The sequence below is a fragment of the Streptomyces sp. NPDC029044 genome, assembly GCF_040637495.1.
Classification (GTDB): Bacteria; Actinomycetota; Actinomycetes; order Streptomycetales; family Streptomycetaceae; genus Streptomyces.
This window is the reverse complement of record NZ_JBEZWN010000012.1, coordinates 95,993-115,809: the sequence shown is the minus strand read 5'-3', so window position 1 is coordinate 115,809 and position 19,817 is coordinate 95,993. Positions and strand designations below refer to the sequence as shown.

Annotated in this window: 17 protein-coding genes; 7 read left to right on the top strand and 10 right to left on the bottom strand. The window is 72.2% G+C overall.

What is annotated here, in order from left to right; genetic code table 11:
- From AB0E85_RS13675 to AB0E85_RS13655, 5 genes are all read right to left on the bottom strand, one after another.
- A complete protein-coding gene (locus AB0E85_RS13675; RefSeq protein WP_361925789.1) occupies positions 1 to 969 on the bottom strand; it encodes a 3-hydroxyacyl-CoA dehydrogenase NAD-binding domain-containing protein in 969 nt (322 codons plus the stop codon).
- Entirely contained in the window at positions 966 to 1,712 is a 747-nt protein-coding gene (locus AB0E85_RS13670; protein WP_361925787.1) for an acetoacetate decarboxylase, read from the bottom strand. The genes AB0E85_RS13675 and AB0E85_RS13670 overlap by 4 nt, the downstream gene beginning before the upstream one ends.
- A 7-nt stretch (positions 1,713 to 1,719) precedes the next feature.
- Positions 1,720 to 2,496 (bottom strand): crotonase/enoyl-CoA hydratase family protein, encoded by a 777-nt coding sequence (locus tag AB0E85_RS13665; RefSeq protein WP_361925785.1) that lies wholly within the window; start codon positions 2,494 to 2,496, stop codon positions 1,720 to 1,722.
- Positions 2,497 to 2,532: 36 nt separating this feature from the next.
- Positions 2,533 to 3,702, bottom strand: a complete 1,170-nt coding sequence (locus AB0E85_RS13660; protein WP_361925783.1) for a CoA transferase — start codon at positions 3,700 to 3,702, stop codon at positions 2,533 to 2,535.
- 151 nt (positions 3,703 to 3,853) lie between these two features.
- Entirely contained in the window at positions 3,854 to 4,765 is a 912-nt protein-coding gene (locus AB0E85_RS13655; RefSeq protein ID WP_361925781.1) for a LysR family transcriptional regulator, read from the bottom strand.
- A gap of 123 nt (positions 4,766 to 4,888) precedes the next feature.
- Here AB0E85_RS13655 and AB0E85_RS13650 point away from each other — a divergent pair, with 123 nt between their 5' ends.
- From AB0E85_RS13650 to AB0E85_RS13640, 3 genes are all read left to right on the top strand, one after another.
- Positions 4,889 to 6,061: a sensor histidine kinase gene (locus AB0E85_RS13650; protein ID WP_361925779.1), complete on the top strand. Its 1,173-nt coding sequence runs from the start codon at positions 4,889 to 4,891 to the stop codon at positions 6,059 to 6,061.
- Positions 6,058 to 6,771 carry a response regulator transcription factor gene (locus AB0E85_RS13645; protein ID WP_361925777.1) on the top strand — a complete coding sequence of 238 codons (714 nt, stop codon included), beginning with the start codon at positions 6,058 to 6,060 and terminating at the stop codon, positions 6,769 to 6,771. The genes AB0E85_RS13650 and AB0E85_RS13645 overlap by 4 nt, the downstream gene beginning before the upstream one ends.
- A gap of 96 nt (positions 6,772 to 6,867) precedes the next feature.
- A complete protein-coding gene (locus tag AB0E85_RS13640; RefSeq protein ID WP_361925775.1) occupies positions 6,868 to 8,046 on the top strand; it encodes a serine hydrolase domain-containing protein in 1,179 nt (392 codons plus the stop codon).
- A gap of 18 nt (positions 8,047 to 8,064) precedes the next feature.
- Here AB0E85_RS13640 and AB0E85_RS13635 read toward each other — a convergent pair whose 3' ends face one another.
- From AB0E85_RS13635 to AB0E85_RS13625, 3 genes are all read right to left on the bottom strand, one after another.
- On the bottom strand, positions 8,065 to 8,742 hold the full coding sequence (locus AB0E85_RS13635; RefSeq protein ID WP_361925773.1) for a response regulator transcription factor: 678 nt from the start codon (positions 8,740 to 8,742) through the stop codon (positions 8,065 to 8,067).
- Complete coding sequence (locus AB0E85_RS13630) at positions 8,739 to 9,971, bottom strand: sensor histidine kinase (protein ID WP_361925771.1); 1,233 nt, start codon at positions 9,969 to 9,971, stop codon at positions 8,739 to 8,741. Before AB0E85_RS13630 ends, AB0E85_RS13635 begins: the two co-directional genes overlap by 4 nt.
- Positions 9,972 to 10,077: 106 nt before the next feature.
- Positions 10,078 to 12,285 carry an MMPL family transporter gene (locus tag AB0E85_RS13625; protein WP_361925769.1) on the bottom strand — a complete coding sequence of 736 codons (2,208 nt, stop codon included), beginning with the start codon at positions 12,283 to 12,285 and terminating at the stop codon, positions 10,078 to 10,080.
- Positions 12,286 to 12,633: 348 nt separating this feature from the next.
- Between AB0E85_RS13625 and AB0E85_RS13620 the strand changes: the two genes are divergently transcribed.
- Positions 12,634 to 12,837 (top strand): cold-shock protein, encoded by a 204-nt coding sequence (locus AB0E85_RS13620; RefSeq protein WP_003991681.1) that lies wholly within the window; start codon positions 12,634 to 12,636, stop codon positions 12,835 to 12,837.
- Between the two features lie 152 nt (positions 12,838 to 12,989).
- Positions 12,990 to 14,438, top strand: a complete 1,449-nt coding sequence (locus AB0E85_RS13615; protein ID WP_361925767.1) for a DEAD/DEAH box helicase — start codon at positions 12,990 to 12,992, stop codon at positions 14,436 to 14,438.
- A gap of 573 nt (positions 14,439 to 15,011) precedes the next feature.
- On the opposite strand, the gene AB0E85_RS13610 is transcribed toward AB0E85_RS13615, so the two are convergent.
- Entirely contained in the window at positions 15,012 to 16,007 is a 996-nt protein-coding gene (locus AB0E85_RS13610) for a LacI family DNA-binding transcriptional regulator (protein WP_361925913.1), read from the bottom strand.
- Between the two features lie 277 nt (positions 16,008 to 16,284).
- On the opposite strand from AB0E85_RS13610, the gene AB0E85_RS13605 reads away from it, so the two are divergent.
- The gene (locus AB0E85_RS13605) at positions 16,285 to 18,339 is read left to right on the top strand and encodes a glycoside hydrolase (protein WP_361925765.1); all 2,055 of its coding nucleotides are present in this window, start codon (positions 16,285 to 16,287) and stop codon (positions 18,337 to 18,339) included.
- A 100-nt stretch (positions 18,340 to 18,439) separates the two neighbouring features.
- Here AB0E85_RS13605 and AB0E85_RS13600 read toward each other — a convergent pair whose 3' ends face one another.
- Positions 18,440 to 18,805, bottom strand: a complete 366-nt coding sequence (locus AB0E85_RS13600; RefSeq protein WP_361925763.1) for an SgcJ/EcaC family oxidoreductase — start codon at positions 18,803 to 18,805, stop codon at positions 18,440 to 18,442.
- A 100-nt stretch (positions 18,806 to 18,905) separates the two neighbouring features.
- On the opposite strand from AB0E85_RS13600, the gene AB0E85_RS13595 reads away from it, so the two are divergent.
- Positions 18,906 to 19,796 (top strand): LysR substrate-binding domain-containing protein, encoded by an 891-nt coding sequence (locus AB0E85_RS13595; RefSeq protein ID WP_361925761.1) that lies wholly within the window; start codon positions 18,906 to 18,908, stop codon positions 19,794 to 19,796.
- Positions 19,797 to 19,817 lie beyond the last annotated feature (21 nt).

Genomic DNA, 19,817 nt, shown 5'->3' with positions numbered 1-19,817 from the left:
TCAGTTCTCCTCCTTGTCCGCGCTGTCCAGGGCTGCCAGGACAGCGAGTTGCCTGCGGTCGCGCGTCCCGGTCAGTTCCGAGTACGTGGAGGAGCCGTAGGCCTTTTCCACGGCTTCGATGAGCCGTTCCTGTGCTTCCTCTTGTTCCTTCTGTTCCATCTCATGCGCCGGGGTGCCGAGGCCCGCGCCCGTCTGCTGCATCGACTTGCCGATGTGCTCGACCAGGTGCCGGTAGCCGCCGGGTCCGCCGCCCAGGTGCGCGCCGAGGAACGGCCCGACCGTGGCCCAGCGCAGGCCCAGCGAGTTGATCACGACCTTGTCGAGGTCCTCGGGGGTCACCACACCCTCCTGGACGAGGTACGCGGCCTCGCGGCTGAGGGCGTTCTGGAGACGGTTGCCGACGAAGCCGGGGATCTCCTTGCGCTCGACGACCGGGGTGCGGCCGACCGAGGTGTAGAAGTCCACCGCGTCCAGCACGGCGTCCTCGCCGGTGCGTATCCCGGGCACGACCTCGACGAGCGGGACCAGGTGCGGCGGGTTGAAGGGGTGGCCGATCAGTACCCGGGCGGCGTCCTCGTCGGACAGCTCCCCGGTGAACGCGCTCGACGGGATCGCCGAGGAGGAGCTGAGCAGCAGGGCGTGGGCGGGTGCCTCCCGGGCGAGGGTGGCGAACAGGTCCTTCTTGAACGCGGCCCGCTCGGGGCCGTTCTCCTGGACGACGTCGGCGTCCCGGGCGGCCTCGGTGACGTCGGCCGCGAGGTGCACGCGGTCGGCCAGGCCGGTGGTGTCCAGGCCGCGGGCGGCCAGGTGGGGGGCGTAGGTGGCCAGGGCCTCGTCCACCGCCTCGGCGAGGTCGGGGCGCGGGTCGCTCACCCGGACGGTCAGGCCGTGCGCGGCGAACAGCGTGGCCCAGGACAGTCCGATGGTCCCGGCGCCGATCACCGCGGCGGTACGGAAGGCGCGGTTCATGACGCGGCTCCCTTCAGGTAGTCGTGGACCGGCTCGACGCCCGCCAGCGTCAGGTCGGTGAGGATGTGGGAGGCGGAGACGACCTCCAGCACCGGCAGGTCGGCCAGCGGGGCGAGCACGTGCTGGAACAGCTGGAGCCGGGCGGGGCCGGTCCAGGCGCCCTTGACGGTGACGTCGGTGATGCGGGTGCGGACGAGTTCCTGCACGCGCGGGAGGCCGTCGTAGCCGGGGATCGTCTTGAGCATGAAGGTGGGCACGGTGATCTGTGCCTCGGCCTCGGCCCGGTCCAGCTCGTGGTGCTTGTAGCCCATGGTCGCGGTGGCCACCCGCAGGCCGCCGTGGTCGAGGGTGCCGACGAGCGCACCGGAGTCGACGTACAGCGACGGGGAGCCGATGACCTTCGGGTAGGCGGAGACCTCGCGGCCGGAGGCGGTGGCCGGGAAGTTGTCGAGGTGCATCGTGTGCAGGTACTCGCCCTGCTCGCCCTCGAAGCGGACGGGGATCGCCTGGCCGGCCTCGGTGTAGGGGCCGTAGCCGCTGACGTCGCCCATCTTCATGACCTCGAACCGGACCAGCGGCTCGTCGATCCGCAGGGGTTCGGGGACGACGGCCCGCAGGGCGTCGGGGTCGGTGCGGTAGACGACGTTGAGGTACTCGCGGTCGGTGAAGCGCGGCACCATCGGCGCGTACGCCGGGCTCGTGAGGGGGGTGGTGACGCGCTGTCGTACGTCTGCGGCCTTCATGTCCGGCTCACCGCCCGGTCCACCGCGCGGGGCGGCGCTCGGCGAAGGCGGTCATGCCCTCGCGGACGTCGTCCGAGGCCATCAGGGACTTCATCTGCGTGCGCTGGAAGGCGAAGGCCTCCTCGTCGGACGCCCCCTCGGCGGCGCGCACGACGCGCTTGACTGTGGCGAGGGCGAGCGGTGCGTTCTCGGCGACCCGTTCGGCCAGCCGGAGCGCCTCGGCGACGGCCTGTCCCTTCGCGGTGACCCGGTTGGCCAGGCCCAGTTCGCCGGCCCGGCGGCCGTCGACGGGATCGCCGGTCAGCAGGAACTCCATCGCGAGGTGGTGCGGGATGCGCTCGGGCAGCCGGATCACGCCGCCGCCCGCGGCGATCAGGCCGCGCTTGACCTCGGGCAGGCCGAACCGGGCGTCCTCGGCTGCGACGATCAGGTCGCAGGCCAGGGCCAGTTCGAAACCGCCGCCCATGGCGAAGCCCTCGACGGCGGCGATGAGGGGCTTGTCCGGCCTGGATTCGGTCAGGCCGCCGAATCCGCGGCCCTCGACCTCGGGCGACTCGCCGCGCAGGGCGGCCTTGAGGTCCATGCCGGCGCTGAACGTGCCGCCCTCGCCGGTCAGGACGCCGACCCGCAGGGCGGGGTCGGCCTCCAGCTCGTCGAGTGCGGCGGCCAGCGCGGTGGCGGTCGCGGCGTTCACGGCGTTGCGGGCCTCGGGGCGGTCGAGGGTGATCAGCAGGGTGGAGCCGATGCGTTCGGTACGAACGACGGGAGGTGTGGGGGTGCTCATGACTGTCCTCCTGTGGGCAATCAGCAGGTGACGGCGTCAGCGGGTGGCGGCGTCGAGTTCGGCGAAGACGTCCTCGGTGTCCTGGCCCGCGACGGGTGCGAGGCGGCGGATCGAGCCGGGGGTGGCGGAGAAGCGCAGCGGGATGCCGATGGTGCGGACCGTGCCCTCGGTGGGGTGCTCGACGCTGTCGAGCAGGTGGCCGTCTCGGACGTAGGGGTCGTCGTGGGCGCGGTCGAGCTCCAGCACCGGGGCCATCGGGATGCTGTGCTTGGCGCACACCTCGGCCCACTCCTCGGTGGTCAGCGCCGGGGCGCAGGTCTCCAGCAGCGCGGCCAGGTCCTCGTGGTCGGCGCTGTCGATGGCGTCGCCGTTCACCCGCGGGTCCTCGGCGAGGTCAGGGCGCCCGGCGGCGGTGAAGAAGTCCCGGTAGTTGTGCGGGTTGTACGGCATGACGCAGGCCAGGCCGTCCTTGGTGCGTACCGCCTTGTGGCCCTTGAGCATCGACAGCGCGAAGCCGGTGGGGCCGGTCTCGGGCACGTGGGTGTGGCCCGCGAGGTGCTCGACCAGGTTGAAGGCGATCAGGGTGTCGGTCATCGGGATCTCGATGAGCTGGCCCTGGCCGGTGTTGTTCCGGTGCAGCAGGGCGGCCAGCACGCTGTAGGCGATGGTCAGCGAGGAGACCTTGTCGCCGATGATGGTCGGCAGGTAGACGGGCTCGCCGAGTGCGCGGTCGGCGATGTCGACGAGGCCGGAGGCGGCCTGCACGGTCTCGTCGTAGGCGGCGTTGCCCGCCCGGTCCGAGTCGCTGCGGAAGCCCTGGGCGTGGGCGTAGACGAGGCCGGGGTTGCGGGCGGCGATGTCGTCGTAGGACAGGCCCAGGCGGCGCAGGGCGCCGGGGCGCATGTTGGTGATCAGGACGTCCGCGGTGTCGATCAGCCGCAGCGCGCGCTCGCGGTCGGTGTCGTCCTTGAGGTTGAGGGCGACGCTGCGCTTGTTGCGGTTGACGTTGAGGTTGAGCGGGGTCATGCCCGGCGTGGTCTTGTAGTGGCCCACGCGGACGGTGTCGGCCGGCGACTCGATCTTGATCACGTCGGCGCCCAGGTCACCGAGGATCTGGGCGGCGTAGGGGCCCATCACCACGGTCGAGAGGTCGATCACGCGGACGCCCCGCAGCGGGCCTGCGACGGTGTCGGTGGTGTCCGTCATCGGTTTCTTCACTCCTTCGCTCGCCATGTGTGTGTATCTGGAAACTAAGTTAGCGCGGCGAGTCGGTGAAGGGAAACGAATGGTGTGACCGAATAACGAAAAGCGGTATGACCGCAGCGGTCATACCGCTTTTGGTGCTGTTTTACGGTGGTTATGAGTGGAGCGGTTCGGCGAAAATCTCCCTGGCCGCCTCCACCACTTCCCGCAGGTCACCACCGTTGGCCCGGTCCTTGCGCCAGATGAGTCCGGTCTCCATACGGGGATGGAAATCGGAGAAAGGAAGGACGGTGACACCGTCCAGACGATAATTCTGCACCGGACTCCTGGGGTCCAGCATGGAAATGGAGAACGCCAGGCCACTGGAGACTATTTCCGAGATTCCCTCGAATGTGGCGCTGCCCAGTTCGATGCGCTTCTTGATGCCGAGTTCGGCGAGCTGCTGGTCGAGGCCGCGGAAGTAGGCGTTCGTCACCGCCGTCGGGGAGCCCGCGTAGGCGAGTTCCGCCAGCTCCGCGAGGGCGACGGACTCCCGCCCCGCGAACCGGTCCAGGGGAACGACCGCGCCGAGCCGCTCCGACATCACCGGCATCTGCTCCAGCGCCGGGTCGCCGCCGGCCGGGAGCCGGGCCAGGGTCAGCGCCAGCCTGCCGTCGCACACGGCGTCGACGAGCCGGTCGGTGCCGCCGGGCCAACGTTTGATCTCGAACCGGTCGCCGACCCGCTCGGCCAGGGCGTCCATCCGTTCCCGCAGGTCGGGATGGACGCCGGTGGGCACGCCGAGCAGCAGGGTGGTGCGCTGCGGCCGGGCCGTCTCGTCCAGCCGCCACTTGATGGAGTCGACCTGTTCCAGCACGCCGCGGGCGATCGGCAGCAGCGCGCTGCCGGCCGCCGTGAGCCGTACGTGGTGGGTGTCCCGGTCGAACAGCCGGTGCCCGAGCTCGTTCTCGAGGTCCTTGATCCGCCGGCTCAACGGGGAGGCCGCCATGTGCAGTTTGCGGGCGGCGGTGGAGAAGTTCAGTTCTTGGGCGACGGCGAGGAAATAGCGCAGGTGCAGGAGCTCCACGGGATCAAGCCTAACCACTGGGCCCCTGCCCCCTCGCCGCAGCCGGAGACGTCAGGCCTCCATGCCGGTCGCCCGTTACGGTTCGGGGGTCGGGTCGCACGGGACGGGGGGTCGTACGTCGCCATGGGTATAGGTGGGAGATGGCGCGGGTGGTGGGACCGGGGCCGGGTGCTCGCGGCGGCCCATCCGCTCCTGGTCGACACCGGCGTCGCGCTGCTCGTCCAGGGCGCGATGACCATGCCGTTCCTCCTGCCGCGCGCGCCCGGACTGCCCCCGGCGACCTGGGCCGCGTACGGGCTGAGCACGCTCACCGTCCTGCCCCTGGTCTGGCGCAGGCGCGCTCCGCTCGCCGTGCTGTTCGCGATGCTGGCCACCAGCCTGCTGTACCGGCTGACCGTCGACGGGCCAGGGCAGCCGCTGCCGTACACCGGGCTGGTCATCACGTACACCGTCGCCGCGCTGGCGGGCCCGGCGCAGCGCCTCCTCGCCGGGCTGGTGCTGGTGGTGGCCGTGCCGGTGGGCGTCTGGCTCAACACCCGGTCGGCACGCGAACTGACCTTCTCCTTCTTCGTGTTCGCCGCCGCCTACGTCTTCGGGCGGCTGACCGACGCCCGGCAGCGGGCCCACCGCGTCGAGGCCGAGCAGGCCGCCGTCCGCGAACGGGCCCGGATCGCACGGGAGATGCACGACATCCTCTCCCACGCCGTGAGCCTGATGATCGTGCAGGCCGAGGCCGGACCGGTCGCGGTACGGGCCGCGCCCGAGCGGGCCGAGGCCGCCTTCGACGCCATCTCCGCCACGGGGCGGGAGGCCATGACGCAACTGCGTCACATGCTGGGGGTGCTGCGGGACGGTGCCGGCGAGGACGACGGCACCGCCCCGCGCGAGCCGCAGCCGGGGCTCGCCGCGCTGCCCGGCCTTCTCGACCGGGTGCGCGGGAGTGGACTCGATGTGGTGTACCGGACCGCGGGGGACACCGGGCCGGTGCCCCCAGCGGCCGGGGTGACCGTCCACCGGGTGGTCCAGGAGGCCCTGACCAATGTCGTCAAGCACGCGGAGGCACAGACCGTGACAGTGGAACTGATTTGTAGCGCCGGCGAGTTGGAGGTCGCCGTGACCGATGACGGGCGAGGGGCGCAGGCCGTGTCGCACCGGGGCGGGCACGGGCTCGTCGGCATCCGCGAACGGGCCGCCGCGCACGGAGGTGACGCGGTCACCGGGCCGGGAGCGCACGGGCACGGCTTCGAGGTGCGGGTGCGGATCCCCCTCTCCACCGCGGCGGAGGTCGCGAGATGACGATCCGTGTCGTCGTCGCCGACGACCAGGAACTCGTGCGCAGCGGCTTCGCGATGATCCTGGACGCGCAGCCGGACATCGAGGTCGTCGCCGAGGCGGGTGACGGCCGCGGGGCCCTCGACGCGGTGCGGCGGCACGCGCCCGACGTCGCGCTGCTCGACATCCGGATGCCCCGCATGGACGGCATCGAGGCCTGCCGGGCGATCAGCGCGACGGGCGACTGCCGGACGGTGATGCTGACGACCTTCGACTCCGACGAATACGTGTACGACGCGCTGCACGCGGGTGCGAGCGGCTTCCTGCTCAAGGACGTCCGCCGGGACGACCTCGTGCACGCCGTGCGGGTCGTCGCCCGGGGCGACTCGCTGCTCGCCCCCTCCGTCGCCCGGCGGCTGGTCGAGCAGTACACCCGGCCCGCAGCCGCCCGGGCCCGCCGGTCCGACCCCCGGCTCGACGTGCTGACCGCCCGGGAGCGCGAGACACTGCTGCTCCTCGCGCGCGGTCTGTCGAACGCCGAGATCGCCGCCGAGCTGGTGGTCAGCGACCACACCGTCAAGACGCATGTCGGCAACGTGCTGTCGAAGCTGGGCCTCAGGGACCGGATCCAGGCCGTGATCTGCGCCTATGAGACCGGCCTCGTCGCGGCCGGTGATCCCCCGCCCGGGGGATCGGCGGGGGCCGGGCCCTCCCCCGCGCCGGCGAGGAAGTGACACCGCAGGACCACCGGCGGGAGCGATCCGCGGGACGGCACGGCTGCGGAGGATGAGTCCGTCGCCCAACGTCGCCTTGTCTCACCGGAGTTCGCCATGAAGAGCCGTACCCGCCTGCTGACCGCCGCCGCGCTCGTCGCCGCGCTCGCCGCGGGGCCGTCCGTGCTCCCGGCCGTCGCCTCCGCCCCCGCGGCTTCCGCCCCCGCCGCGTCGTCGGCCGCGCCGTCCCCCGGCCCGGCCCTCGAAGCCGCCATCGCCGGCCTGCCCTCCGCCGACGCCACCGCCGCTCTCGTGCGGGTCGGGGGCAAGAAGGGCGCTTGGCACGGCAGTTCGGGCGTGCACGATCTGGCGACCGGCAGGCCCGCCGATCCGGCCGCCCGCTTCCGCGCCGGATCCGTGACCAAGGTCTTCACCGCCGCGGTCGCCCTGCAACTGGCCCGGGAGGGGCGGCTGGACCTCGACCGCAGCGCCCGCTCCTACCTGCCGGAACTGATCCCGGCGGCGTACCGGGGTGTCACCGTCCGGCAGCTCCTCAACCACACGCACGGCATCCCGGCCCCGGACTTCCCCGGCACCACCGTCGAGGAGTGGTACGCGAACCGTTTCCAGGTCCACCACCCGGAGGACATGGTCCGCTCGGCGACGTCGAAGAAGCGCGAGTTCGCGCCGGGCGAGCGCCAGCACTACCTCAACATCGGCTACACCATCACCGGCCTGCTCATCGAGCGCGTCACCCATGACTCCTACGAGCGTCAGGTCGCCCGGCGGGTGCTCGGGCCGCTCGGACTGCGGAACACCTACCTCCCCGGAGCCGCCCCCCGGATCGCCGGGCCGCACAACCACGGCTACCAGACCATGCGCCTCGACGACGGCACGACCGGGCTCCGGGACGTGTCCGTGTGGGGGGCGACGGACGGATGGGCGGCCGGGGACATCATCTCGACCACCGCGGACCTGGAGCGCTTCACCAACGCCCTGTTCGAGGGGCGGGTCGTGCGCGGACCGCTGCTGGAGGAGATGTTCACACTGCCGGGGGTGACCGACTTCGGGACGGGGGAGCCGGCCGCCTACTCCGTGGGCCTGTCCATGAAGGTGCTGGGCGGGCGCGAGGTGTGGGGCAAGACGGGCGGGCGCTGGGGTTACAACGCCGCCATCGCCTCCACCCGCGACGGCTCCCGCACCCTCGTCTACAGCGTCAACTCCACCGACGCCAAGGGCCAGGGCATGAACCCGACCGCCGAGACGATCATGGTCGCGGCCTACGGCAGGCCGTGATCGGGGCAGGCGCGGGGCTCACGCCGGTGGCGTCGCCCGTACCAGCCCGGTCTGGTACGCGATGACGACCAGCTGCGCGCGGTCCCGGGCGTGCAGCTTGGTCATGGCCCGGTGGATGTGCGTGCGGACGGTCAGCGGGCTGAGCGTGAGGTCCTCGGCGATCTCCGAGTTGGACCTGCCTTCCGCGGCCAGGGCCATCACCTCGCGTTCGCGGACCGTGAGGTCGGCCAGGCGCTCGGGGGGCGCGAGGCCGGTGCCGGGGGCCGGCGCCATGAGGAAGCGGGTGATGAGGGAGCGGGTGGCGACGGGCGAGAGGAGGGCCTCGCCGGAGGCCACCGTGCGCAGACCCGACAGGAGGGTGTCGGCGGTGACGTCCTTGCCGAGGAAGCCGCTGGCGCCGGCGCGCAGGGCCTGGGCGACGTAGTCCTCGGTCTCGAACGTGGTCAGGATCAGGACGCGGGTGGCGGACAGATCGGGGTCGGCACACAGCTCGGAGGTGGCGGTGAGGCCGTCGGTGCCGGGCATGCGGATGTCCATCAGGACGATGTCGGGGCGCAGCTCGCGGGTCAGCTCGACCGCCTCGGCGCCGTCGGAGGCCTCGGCGACCACCTCCATGTCCGGGCAGGAGTCGATGAGGATGCGGAACGTGGCCCGCAGCAGCGCCTGGTCGTCGGCGAGCAGCACCCTGATGCTCATGCCGTGGTTCCTTCCGCGAGGTGGACGGAGGGTTGCAGGGGCAGCTCGGTGGTGACCTCGAAGCCGCCTTGGGGGCGGGGGCCCGCGCACAGTTCGCCGCCGATGGACAGGGCCCGTTCGCGCATGCCCATCACACCGAACCCGCGGCCCCGGGCGGCCTCCGGCTTGCTGGGGCCGTCGTTGCTGACCGTGATCAGCAGACGGGAGCCGGTGTAGGCGAGGAGCACGTGGGCGGCCTCGGCCGTGGCGTGCTTGGTGACGTTGGTGAGGGCCTCCTGCACGATCCGGTACGCGGTCAGGTCGACGCCGGGCGACAGCGGCTGCGGCTCCCCTTCCGTGTGGACGGTGACCTCCAGCCCCGCCGACTCGCATGCCGAGACCAGCTCGGGCAGCCGGGACAGGCCCGGGGACGGGTCCAGTCCCAGGGAACCGGGGGCGTCGTCGTCGCGCAGCAGGCCGAGCGTGGCCTTCAGTTCCCGCAGCGCGGAGGACGTGGTGCCGGTCAGGTCGGTGAGGATCTTCTGGCTCTGTTCGGGGCTGGTGAGGGCGAGGTGTGCGGCCGTTCCGGCCTGGGCGTTGGCCAAGGCCATGTGGTGGGCCACCACGTCGTGGAGCTCCCGGGCGATGCGCACCCGCTCCTCGGTGACGCGCAGGCGGGCCTCCTCCTCCCTGGTGCGCTCGGCGTGTTCGGCCCGGGCCTGAAGCGACCGGAGGTAGGCGCGCCGCAGTTGCGTCATCTTGCCGGCCGCGAGCGGCAGCATCAGCCAGAAGATCGGGCCGATCGTCCTGAGCAGCAGCGAGACGTGGTTCATGGAACCGGAGAACACCGCCGCGAGCGTCACCGCGAGCAGGGTGGACAGGCCGTGGATGCGGGTGGACCTGCGGTCGGTCTGCGCGGCCAGCCAGTAGAGGGCGGCCATGACCGGTGCCAGCAGCAGGGGCGTGACCAGGTAGCCGAGTCCGACCGCGGTCACCGTACAGGCCCCGGCCACCACGACGGCGGAGCGCGGGTGAGTGCGGTGCTTGAGCAGGACGAGGCAGGCCACGCCCATGAGGGCGGTGGCGGTCTTGTCATGGTCCGGCGGGTCGGCGCCGGGCATGGTGAGCGTTCCGCCGAGGGCGGTACAGCCCATCAGTGCCAGGACCATCGCCAGGTCGACGAGGAACACGTGGCGTGCCGAGAATTCCTCGAGGCGATCCTGGTAGCGCCGCTCCAGACTGATGTTCATCGGGCTCTCCGGTCGGTGGGGCTGGGACCATCGTGGTCGACGTCGGGCGGGAACGCCCGAGGGGCCGCCCGTGTCCTTCGCCACGGGCGGCCCTGTGCGGGGTTGCTCAGGTGCGGGCCGGCTCCAGATCGGGTGCGGTGTCCGCGGCCGGTTCGCGCTCCGGCCGGCTCAGGGCCTCGCCCTCCACGTCGACCCTCGGCAGCGCCCGGTCCAGCCACTTCGGCAGCCACCAGGCCTTGTCGCCGAGCAGGGCGAGGACGGCCGGCACGATCGCCATCCGTACGACGAAGGCGTCCAACAGGACGGCCGAGGCGAGCCCGAAGCCGATCATCTTGATCATGGAGTCGCTCTCACCGATGAACCCGGCGAACACCGCGATCATGATGAGGGCGGCGGCCACGACCACCCGGGCGCTGTGGTGGAAGCCGGAGGTGATCGCCCGGGAGGGCGACTCGCCGTGGACGTAGGCCTCCCGCATCCGCGAGACGAGGAACACCTCGTAGTCCATCGCCAGGCCGAAGACGATGCCCACCAGGAAGATCGGCATCAGGCTCATGATCGGGCCGGTCTGCTCCACGCCGAGGAGCTCCGCGCCGTGGCCCTGCTGGAAGACCACGACGACCGCGCCGAGCGAGGCCAGCACCGACAGCAGGAAGCCGAGGGCCGCCTTGACCGGGACGAGCACGGACCGGAAGACCACCAGCAGCAGCACGATCGCCAGGCCGACCACGACCACCAGGTACGGGATCAGCGCGGCCTGGACCTTCTCGCTGATGTCGATGTTCATCGCGGTGGTGCCGGTGACCTCGTAGGTCGCGCCGGTGCCGGACTCGATGCCGGGCCGCTCGTCCCGGATGGTGGTCACCAGGTTCTTGGTCTTCTCGTCGGTCGGCGCGGTGGCGGGCACGGCCGAGAAGACGGCGGTGTCGCCGGCCTCGTTGAAGCGGGCCGGGGAGACGGACACGACGCCCTCGGTGCCGCCGATCTCCTTCGCGATCGTGCCGGCGGCGGCCTTCGGGTCGGCGGCGCCCTTGGCGTCCACGACGATGGTCAGCGGTCCGTTGAAGCCCGGCCCGAAGCCCTCGGCGAGCGCGTCGTAGGCCCGGCGCTCGGTGGTGGAGGTCGGCTTGGCCTCGTCCCCGGGCATGCCCAGCTGGAGGTCGGCGGCGGGCAGGGCGAGGGCGCCGAGGCCGACGACGCCGAGGAGCAGGACCGGTATGGGGCGGCGCAGCACGAACCGCGCCCAGCGGGTGCCGGCGTTGTCCCCGGTGCTCTCCTCGATCCGGCCGCTCCTGCGCGCCTTGCGGGTGAGCACGGCGTTCGGCCAGAAGCCGAGGAGTGCCGGGACGAGGGTGAGGGCGATCAGCACGGCGACGACGACCGCGCCCGCCGCGGCCAGCCCCATCTTGGTGAGCATCGGGATGCCGACCACGGCGAGGCCGGCCAGCGCGATCACGACGGTGAGCCCGGCGAACACGACCGCGGAACCGGCCGTGCCGACGGCCATCCCGGTCGCCTCCTGCGGGGAGCGGCCCTTGGCGCGCTCCTCGCGGTAGCGGGAGACGACGAACAGCGCGTAGTCGATGCCGACGGCGAGGCCCAGCATCATCGCGAGGGTGCCGGTGGTCGTGGACAGACCGAGAGCGCTGGACAGCGCGAGGATCGTGGCCATGCTCACGCCGACGCCGATCACGGCCGTCAGCAGGGGCAGCCCGGCGGCGGCCAGCGAACCGAAGGTGATCAGGAGCACGACCGCGGCGATCGCGACGCCGATCACCTCGGCCATGCCGCCCGCCCCGCCCTCGGCGGCCAGCGCGGTCCCGCCCGCCTCGACGGTCAGCCCGGAGTCCCGGGCCCGGTCGACGGTCCGTTCCAGGTGGTCGCGGCTGGCGTCGGTGAGGTCGTGGGCGCCGACCTTGTAGGTGACCGTCGCGAAGGCCGTCGTGCCGTCCTTGCTGATCGTCTTCGCGGCGAACGGGTCCACGGCGTTCGCGACCTGCGTGCCGTCGCCCAGCCCGGCCACGGCCTTCTCGACGGCCTTCTTGTTCGCGGCGGCCGTGACCTTCTCGCCGCCCGGCGCGATGAAGACGACCCGGGCCGTCGCGCTGTCGGCCGTGGCGCCGGGGAAGCGCTGCTCCATCAGGTCGAACGCCTTCTGGGACTCGATGCCGGGCATCGAGAACTCCTCGTCGACGGCCCCCGGCGCCTTGAGGGCGCCCAGCCCCACGGCGGCCAGGACGGCCGCCCAGACCAGGGCGACGTACCAGCGCCGCCGGAAGGCCAGACGGCCCAATCGATACAGGAAAGCAGCCACGGCAGGAGGTCTCCACATCTGGTGTCGGACGTCTGCCAAGCCTGTCCGGGAGCGGGTCGTCCCGTCGTCGTGCGCCTGCCGACAATCTCGGGTACTCGAAACGCAGTACGACGGGACGCGCCGCTCCACCCCGGGTACGAGATTGCCGGGCCATCCAGCCGGGCCTGTGCTACCTTGGCTGGCGTTGCAGTTTTGGTTCCCAGAGACTTCGAGTGCTCTTTCGACCTTTTGTCGACGAGCACTCTTTTTTGTTTCCGAGGATTCTCGGATCTCCTTAGGGTGATCAGATCGGCGACTACGGGTCCGCAAGGTGCGGGCCCTGAGTACTGCCTCTCAAGGGAGATTCATATGGCTACCGGCACCGTGAAGTGGTTCAACTCGGAAAAGGGCTTCGGCTTCATCGAGCAGGAGGGTGGCGGCCCGGACGTCTTCGCCCACTACTCGAACATCGCCACCTCGGGCTTCCGTGAGCTCCAGGAAGGCCAGAAGGTCACCTTCGACGTCACGCAGGGCCAGAAGGGCCCGCAGGCCGAGAACATCGTTCCCGCCTGACGCGTACGCGAACGCCCTGAACCGGGGCCCGCACCCTCGCGGTGCGGGCCCCGGCTCGTTTTGCTCTTCACCGGCTCAACTCTTGCGAATCCAGCGGCCCTTCGGTGCCGCCGCGCATTCCTCGACGCGTGCCGCATCGAGGAAGGTTCCGCATGGACCGCACCGCTCGCAAGAACAACGGCTCTCCCCATTCCCGCGGTAACGGGTACCGGCCCCGCAAGTCCGGCGGCGCGGGCAGCGCCGCCCGCCCCGCGGGCGGCGGACGCGCAGGGCGCCGCCCCGCCCCCAGCCGGGAGTTCGCACCGCCCGCCACCGTCACCCCGGCGCTGCCCGCCGTCGAGGCGTTCGGCGACCTCGACCTGCCCGAGCGGCTCCAGGCCGCGCTGCGCGCCGAGGGCCTGACCGCGCCGTTCCCGATCCAGGCGGCCACCCTGCCCAACTCGCTGGCCGGCCGGGACGTCCTCGGCCGCGGGCGCACCGGCTCGGGCAAGACGCTCGCCTTCGGGCTCGCCCTGCTCGCCCGCGTCGACGGGCGGAAGGCCGAGGCCCGGCAGCCCCTGGCCCTCGTCCTCGTGCCCACCCGCGAGCTGGCGCAGCAGGTCACCGACGCCCTCACCCCGTTCGCCCGCGCGCTGCGGCTGCGGCTCGCCACGGTCGTCGGCGGACTGCCGATCGGCCGGCAGGCGAACGCGCTGCGCACCGGCGCCGAGGTCGTCGTCGCGACCCCCGGCCGGCTCAAGGACCTCATAGACCGGGGTGACTGCCGCCTGGACCACGTCGACATCACGGTCCTCGACGAGGCCGACCAGATGACCGACATGGGCTTCATGCCGCAGGTCACCGCCCTGCTCGACCAGGTGCGGCCCGGCGGTCAGCGGATGCTCTTCTCGGCCACCCTCGACCGCAACGTCGACCGGCTCGTCCGCACCTACCTGCACGACCCGGTGGTCCACTCCGTCGACCCGTCCGCGGGCGCGGTCACCACGATGGAGCATCACCTGCTGCACGTGGAGGACGACGACAAGCACGCCACCACGACCCGGATCGCCGCCCGCGACGGACGCGTGATCATGTTCCTCGACACCAAGCACGCCGCCGACCGGCTCGCCAAGAAGCTGCTCGCCGTCGGCGTGCGCGCCATGGCCCTGCACGGCGGCAAGTCGCAGTCGCAGCGGACCAAGACCCTGGCCCGCTTCAAGGACGGACAGGTCACGGTTCTGGTGGCCACCAACGTCGCCGCCCGCGGCATCCACGTCGACAACCTCGACCTCGTCGTCAACGTGGACCCGCCCGGCGACCACAAGGACTACCTGCACCGGGGCGGCCGTACGGCCCGGGCCGGCGAGTCCGGCACCGTCGTCACGCTGGTCCTGCCCCACCAGCGGCGTGAGATGACCCGGCTGATGTCCGACGCCGGGATCACCCCGCAGGTCACCCGGGTCCGCTCGGACGAAGACGAACTGAGCCGCATCACCGGGGCGCAGGAGCCGTCGGGCGTGCCCGTCGTCCTCACCCCGCCGCCCGCCGAGAAGCCCCCGGCGCGCACGGGTTCCGCCTCGAACGGACGGCGCGGCAGGCCGTCCCGGGGCCGCCGCCGCTGAACCGGCCGCCGGGCCCTACGGGCTCGGCGGCGGCCGCGGCACCGTGCGCTCCCCGTTCGACGACAGGAGCAGGGAGCCCTCCGGGACCGCGGCGAGGCCTGCGAAGCGCGGGGCCACGCCGGGGACGCCGTGGGCGAAGAGGGCCGGTCGGGGTGGTGTTCGACGCCCCGCGGAGCCCGACCGCCAGGCCCTCGGCCTCGACGCGGCGCTCGCCCGTGGTCAGGGACACCGACCACAGCCTGCGGTGCTCGACGTCCACGGTGAACAGCACCTCGCCCTGCACGGCGGAGCCGGACCCTGCCTCGCTGGGGGACCGTGCACGCCGCGCCCGCGGCGCTGCCGCGCAGCGACGCCTCGGAGGCGGTGGCGACGATGGCGCCGCCGCCCGCCGCGATCACCCGCCCCGGTGCCGCCGTCCGCCGACGGGGCGGGACACGGGAAGTGACCGACCGGCCCCCTGCCGCCCTCGGCCACGAGGCCCTACCCGCGGTCATCAGACCCCGACCCGGATGCCACGCCTTCCGAGTGCGGACGCGCCGCGGCGCCCGGTCCGCTGCCGAGGGCGTCGCCGCCTCACCGCCCGGGCCGCGGCGCCGCCGTACTCGCCCGTCGCACCAGCCGCGTCGGCACCAGCGTCGTCGTCCCGTGCTCCACCCCGTCCTGCCGCATCTTGCTGAGCACCCCCTCCACGCACAGCCGCCCCACCTCGGCGAAGTCCTGGTGGATCGTGGTGAGCGGCGGGAGGAAGTCCGCGGACTCGGGGATGTCGTCGAAGCCGACGACGCTGATGTCGCCGGGGACGCGGCGGCCGCGTTCGTGCAGGGCGCGGAGCAGGCCCAGGGCCATCTGGTCGTTGGCCGCGAAGACCGCCGTGCACTCCGGCTCGTCGGCGAGGAGCAGGCCCGCCCGGTAGCCGGAGGCGGCCGACCAGTCGCCGCGAACCAGGGGCGGCGGGGTGCGGCCCGCCCCGGTGAGGGTGGTGCGCCAGGCGTTGGCGCGGCGCTGGGCGGCGAAGGAGCCCTCGGGACCGGCCAGGTGCCACACCGTGTCGTGACCGAGGTCCAGCAGGTGCCGTACGGCGTCCCGGGCGCCGCCCGCCTGGTCGGTGTCGACGACGGTGTAGCGGTCGCCGGCGTCGGAATCGGCCACCACGACCTGCACACCGGGCGGCGGGGACACCGTCGCCGCGTCGAGCAGGTGGATCTCCATGATGACGATGACGGCGTCCACGGCGAGCTCGCCCAGCCGGGAGAAGGCACCGTTCACCTCGTCCTGGGTCGGGACGGCCACCGGCAGCAGGGTGACGGCGTACCCGTGCTCGGCGGCGGAGGTGGCGATGGCCTCCAGGGTGCGGATGTTGCCCATCGTGGACAGGGAGAAGGTGATCACGCCGAGGGTGCGGAACTCGCCCCGGCGCAGCGCCCGGGCCGCACTGTTGGGGCGGTAGCCCAGCTCCCGCATGGCGGCCAGGACCTGCGCACGGGTGTCCTCGGTGACGCCCGGGAAGCCGTTCGAGACGCGGGAGACGGTCTGGGAGGAGACCCCGGCGAGCTGGGCGACGTCCGCCATGGACGCGCCCTGGCGGGGCCGGGCCGCACGTCTTCTCGTACGGCTCGCGCCCCCCGGTTCGCTCTCCCCGCCCACGGTGCCCACCCGCCCCTCGTTCCCCTCGCCGCGCACCCGGCGCAATTTTCGGTCCGGCACGAGTCCTTGACCCCTGAGATTCGGACAGTGTAGACATCCCGCCAGTGGATGTTTACGTAAACATTGCCTAGTCGAAACCGTACGAGAAAGCGTCAGACCGCACCAGAAGCCCGCACCGGTCGCACGAGCTGGAGTACTCGAGATGGCACACCGCACCCGTAAGAGAAGGCTCCTCGGGGCCATCGGCGTCACCGCCGTGGCGACCGGAACCCTCCTGGCCACGACGACCCTGCCCGCCGCGCACGCCGAGCCGGCCCAGGCCGCCGCTGCCGGCGTCACCGTCCGGCCCGACCCCTCCTACGCGGGGGACAAGTTCGAGGGCTGGGGCACGAGCCTGGTCTGGTTCGCGAACGCCACCGGCGACTACCCGCCCGCGGTCCGCGAGAAGCTCTACAAGCTCCTCTTCGGCGACGACGGTCTCAACCTGAACATCGCCCGCTACAACATCGGCGGCGGCAACGCCCCCGACGTCAAGGACTACCTGCGGGCCGGCGGCGCCGTCGAGGGCTGGTGGAAGGCCCCGGCGGGCACCACCCGCGAGGACGTCGACTGGTGGGACGCGGACGACCCGGCCGACTGGAACAAGAACGCCGACAAAACGCAGCGCTGGTGGGTCGACCGCATCAAGAAGGACATCACCCACTGGGAGACCTTCAGCAACTCCCCGCCCTGGTTCATGACCGAGAGCGGCTACGTCTCCGGCAACTTCGACGCGGGCAAGGACCAGCTCAAGACCGACTCGGTCGACGACTTCGCCGAGTACCTGGTGGGGGCCACCGAGCGTCTCGAGAAGGCGCACGGCATCAAGGTCGACACGCTCGACCCGTTCAACGAGCCGAACACCAACTACTGGGGCACCAAGCTCGGCCCGGACGGCGAGCCGGTCGGCGGACGCCAGGAGGGCGCCCACATCGGCCCCGAGCTCCAGCAGAAGGTGCTCCGCGCGCTGGCCCCGGTCCTGGAGAAGTCCCGTTCGCACGCGGAGATATCCGCGATGGACGAGACCAACCCCGGCACCTTCGCGACGAACTGGAACTCCTACCCCCAGGAGGTCCGCGACCTCGTCGCCCAGATGAACGTCCACACCTACGGCACCGGTCAGCGCACCACCGTCCGCGACCTGGCCAAGGCCGCCGACAAGCCGCTGTGGATGAGCGAGGTCGAGGGCGACTGGGGCGACGGCCAGAGCTTCACGGACATGCGGCCCGGCCTGGGCCTCGCCCAGCGCATGGTGGACGACCTGCGGGAACTGGAGCCCAAGGCCTGGGTGTTCTGGCAGCCCGTCGAGGACTACGACAACATGAAGCCGGGCGGCGAGTCCGCCAAGGGCGGCAACTGGGGCGAGATCCAGCTCCCGTTCAGCTGCACCTCGAAGGACACCCTGAAGTCCTGCCCGATCTACACCAACACCAAGTTCGACACGGCCCGCAACTTCACGCACTTCATCAAGCCCGGCGACCGGCTGATCAAGACGAACGACACGTCCAGCACCGCGGCGGTCTCCCGCAAGGGCGACGCGGCGACCGTCGTCCACGTCAACAGCGCCACCGAGGCGCACGACGTCACGCTCGACCTGTCGAAGTTCGGCCGCGTCTCCTCCCGCGCCACGGTCACCCCGGTGGTGACCAGCGCCGACGGCAAGCTGGAGAAGCACAAGCCCGTCCGCGTGACCGGCAAGCAGGCCACCCTCACGGTGCCCGCGCAGTCGGTGACGTCCTTCCTCGTCAAGGGCGTCTCGGGTGTCGCGAAGGACGCGGCCGAGCTGCGCAAGGGCCACACCTACCGCCTGACCGGCGTCCAGAGCGGCAAGGACCTCAGCATCGCCGGCAACGGCACGGGCCTGGTCATCAAGACCCCGAACGCCTCCGACCCCAGCGGTCAGCAGTGGCGGGTCGAGCAGATCCGCGGCGAGGACAACCGCAAGCGCTACGTCCTCACCGAGACCGGCTCGGACAAGCGCCTGGCCGTCCGTGACGGCGCCCTGGTCGCCGAACCCGACGCGGGCCGACGCGACGCCGCCGCGCAGTGGATCGCGTCCACGACCGGCGACGGCACCTGGACGCTGGTGAACGCGGCGACGGGCCAGCTCCCGGACGTCGGGGGCCAGTCCACGAACGACGGCGCCTCCGTGGGCGTCTGGCAGCCGAACTCCGGCTCCAACCAGCGCTGGAGGGTCACTGAGGTGACCGGCGGCTAGCGCTTCGCGTCCCGCCCGGCCTTCTGTCCGCGCCCCCGCCCGTCATCGGCATCCGATGGCGGGCGGGGGCGCCGTCGTGTCCTGCCCCCTCGGTGTCGGATCAGGGGACCGGCGGGACGAACTCCGGCTGGTCCAGCACCCGCAGCCAGCTTCCGTCCGCCTGCCTGCGGACCACCTGCGCCCGGGCCCCCGCCCCGTCCTTCGGCGGGGTGGAGGTGAGGGCGATGTCGCCGTGGACCAGGGTCGGCAGGGGCTCTTCGGGTTCGAAGTGCGGGCGGTCGGCCAGGACCTTCTCCCAGAGGGTGCGGATCGCTTCGCGGCCCACCGTGCGCCGGCCGGGCGGGTAGGCCAGGACCGCGTCCTCGGCGTACAGCGCGGCGACTCCGGCCGCGTCGCCGGCGTTGGAGCGCTCGACGAACAGACGGGTGATGTCCTCGGGGCGCATGGCCTTCGCGTACTCCGGCACGGGGTCCTCCTGCGATCGGGCTTCCTCGGTGCTTCCAGCCTCACTCCGGGGTGATCAGAAGTCCAACAGATGGAACTGATCGAAACTAGAATCAGCAGTCATGGAACTGAGGCAGTTGGAGTACTTCGTCGCGGTCGCCGAGGAGCGGAACTTCACCCGGGCCGCCGAGCGGGTGCACATCAGCCAGTCCGGAGTCAGCGCCCAGATCCGCCAGTTGGAGCGGGAGCTCGGCGCCGAGCTCTTCGACCGGACCGCGCGCACCGTGACGCTCACCGACGCGGGCAGGGCTGCGCTCGACCACGCCCGGGCGACGCTCGCCGCGGCCGGGGCCGTCGGCCAGGCGGTGGGGGAGGTGACCGGCCTGATCCGGGGCACGCTCGTCGTCGGCATGGTCATCGGCTGCACCGTCACACCCCTGTTCGACGCCCTCGCCGCGTTCCACCGGGCCCATCCGGGAGTGGAGATCTCCCTGCTGGAGGACAACTCGGACCGGCTCGTCGAGGCGGTCCGCCCCGGCACGGTCGACGTGGCCCTCGTCGGGACGGCCGCGGCCCCCGAAGGGCTGGAGGCCCTGACGATCATCAGCGAGCGGCTCGTCGTGGTGGTTCCGGACGGTCACCCCCTGGCGTCGCGGCGGCGGGTGGTGCTGCGGGACGTCGCCGCCCATCCGATCGTGTGCATGCCGCCGGGCACCGGCCTGCGGACCGTCTTCGACGGGGCCTGCGCCGCGCGGGACCTGCGGCCCCGGATCGCGGTGCAGGCCGGCGCCGCGGACGCCGTCGTGGACCTCGCGGCCCGCGGGCTCGGCGTCGCCGTCCTCAGCGCGTCGATGGCCGCGGGCCGGGGCGACCGGGTCGTCGTCCGCACCATCGACGACGTCCGGACACCGGCGCTGCTCGCCCTGGTCTGGCGCAGCGGGCGGAGCCCTGCGGTGCGGGGGCTCCTCGCGCAGTGCCGACGCGCGTTCGGCGTGCCCGGCGGCCCGGCTTAGGGGTCCTTTCACGATGAGCGC

Excerpts from the sequence above, each read along its gene's own strand:
- AB0E85_RS13675 (WP_361925789.1), bottom strand. The coding sequence starts at position 969 with ATGAACCGCGCCTTCCGTACCGCCGCGGTGATCGGCGCCGGGACCATC.
- AB0E85_RS13670 (WP_361925787.1), bottom strand. The coding sequence starts at position 1,712 with ATGAAGGCCGCAGACGTACGACAGCGCGTCACCACCCCCCTCACGAGC.
- AB0E85_RS13665 (WP_361925785.1), bottom strand. The coding sequence starts at position 2,496 with ATGAGCACCCCCACACCTCCCGTCGTTCGTACCGAACGCATCGGCTCC.
- AB0E85_RS13660 (WP_361925783.1), bottom strand. The coding sequence starts at position 3,702 with ATGACGGACACCACCGACACCGTCGCAGGCCCGCTGCGGGGCGTCCGC.
- AB0E85_RS13650 (WP_361925779.1), top strand. The coding sequence starts at position 4,889 with ATGGGTATAGGTGGGAGATGGCGCGGGTGGTGGGACCGGGGCCGGGTG.
- AB0E85_RS13645 (WP_361925777.1), top strand. The coding sequence starts at position 6,058 with ATGACGATCCGTGTCGTCGTCGCCGACGACCAGGAACTCGTGCGCAGC.
- AB0E85_RS13640 (WP_361925775.1), top strand. The coding sequence starts at position 6,868 with ATGAAGAGCCGTACCCGCCTGCTGACCGCCGCCGCGCTCGTCGCCGCG.
- AB0E85_RS13635 (WP_361925773.1), bottom strand. The coding sequence starts at position 8,742 with ATGAGCATCAGGGTGCTGCTCGCCGACGACCAGGCGCTGCTGCGGGCC.
- AB0E85_RS13630 (WP_361925771.1), bottom strand. The coding sequence starts at position 9,971 with ATGAACATCAGTCTGGAGCGGCGCTACCAGGATCGCCTCGAGGAATTC.
- AB0E85_RS13620 (WP_003991681.1), top strand. The coding sequence starts at position 12,634 with ATGGCTACCGGCACCGTGAAGTGGTTCAACTCGGAAAAGGGCTTCGGC.
- AB0E85_RS13615 (WP_361925767.1), top strand. The coding sequence starts at position 12,990 with ATGGACCGCACCGCTCGCAAGAACAACGGCTCTCCCCATTCCCGCGGT.
- AB0E85_RS13610 (WP_361925913.1), bottom strand. The coding sequence starts at position 16,007 with ATGGCGGACGTCGCCCAGCTCGCCGGGGTCTCCTCCCAGACCGTCTCC.
- AB0E85_RS13605 (WP_361925765.1), top strand. The coding sequence starts at position 16,285 with ATGGCACACCGCACCCGTAAGAGAAGGCTCCTCGGGGCCATCGGCGTC.
- AB0E85_RS13595 (WP_361925761.1), top strand. The coding sequence starts at position 18,906 with ATGGAACTGAGGCAGTTGGAGTACTTCGTCGCGGTCGCCGAGGAGCGG.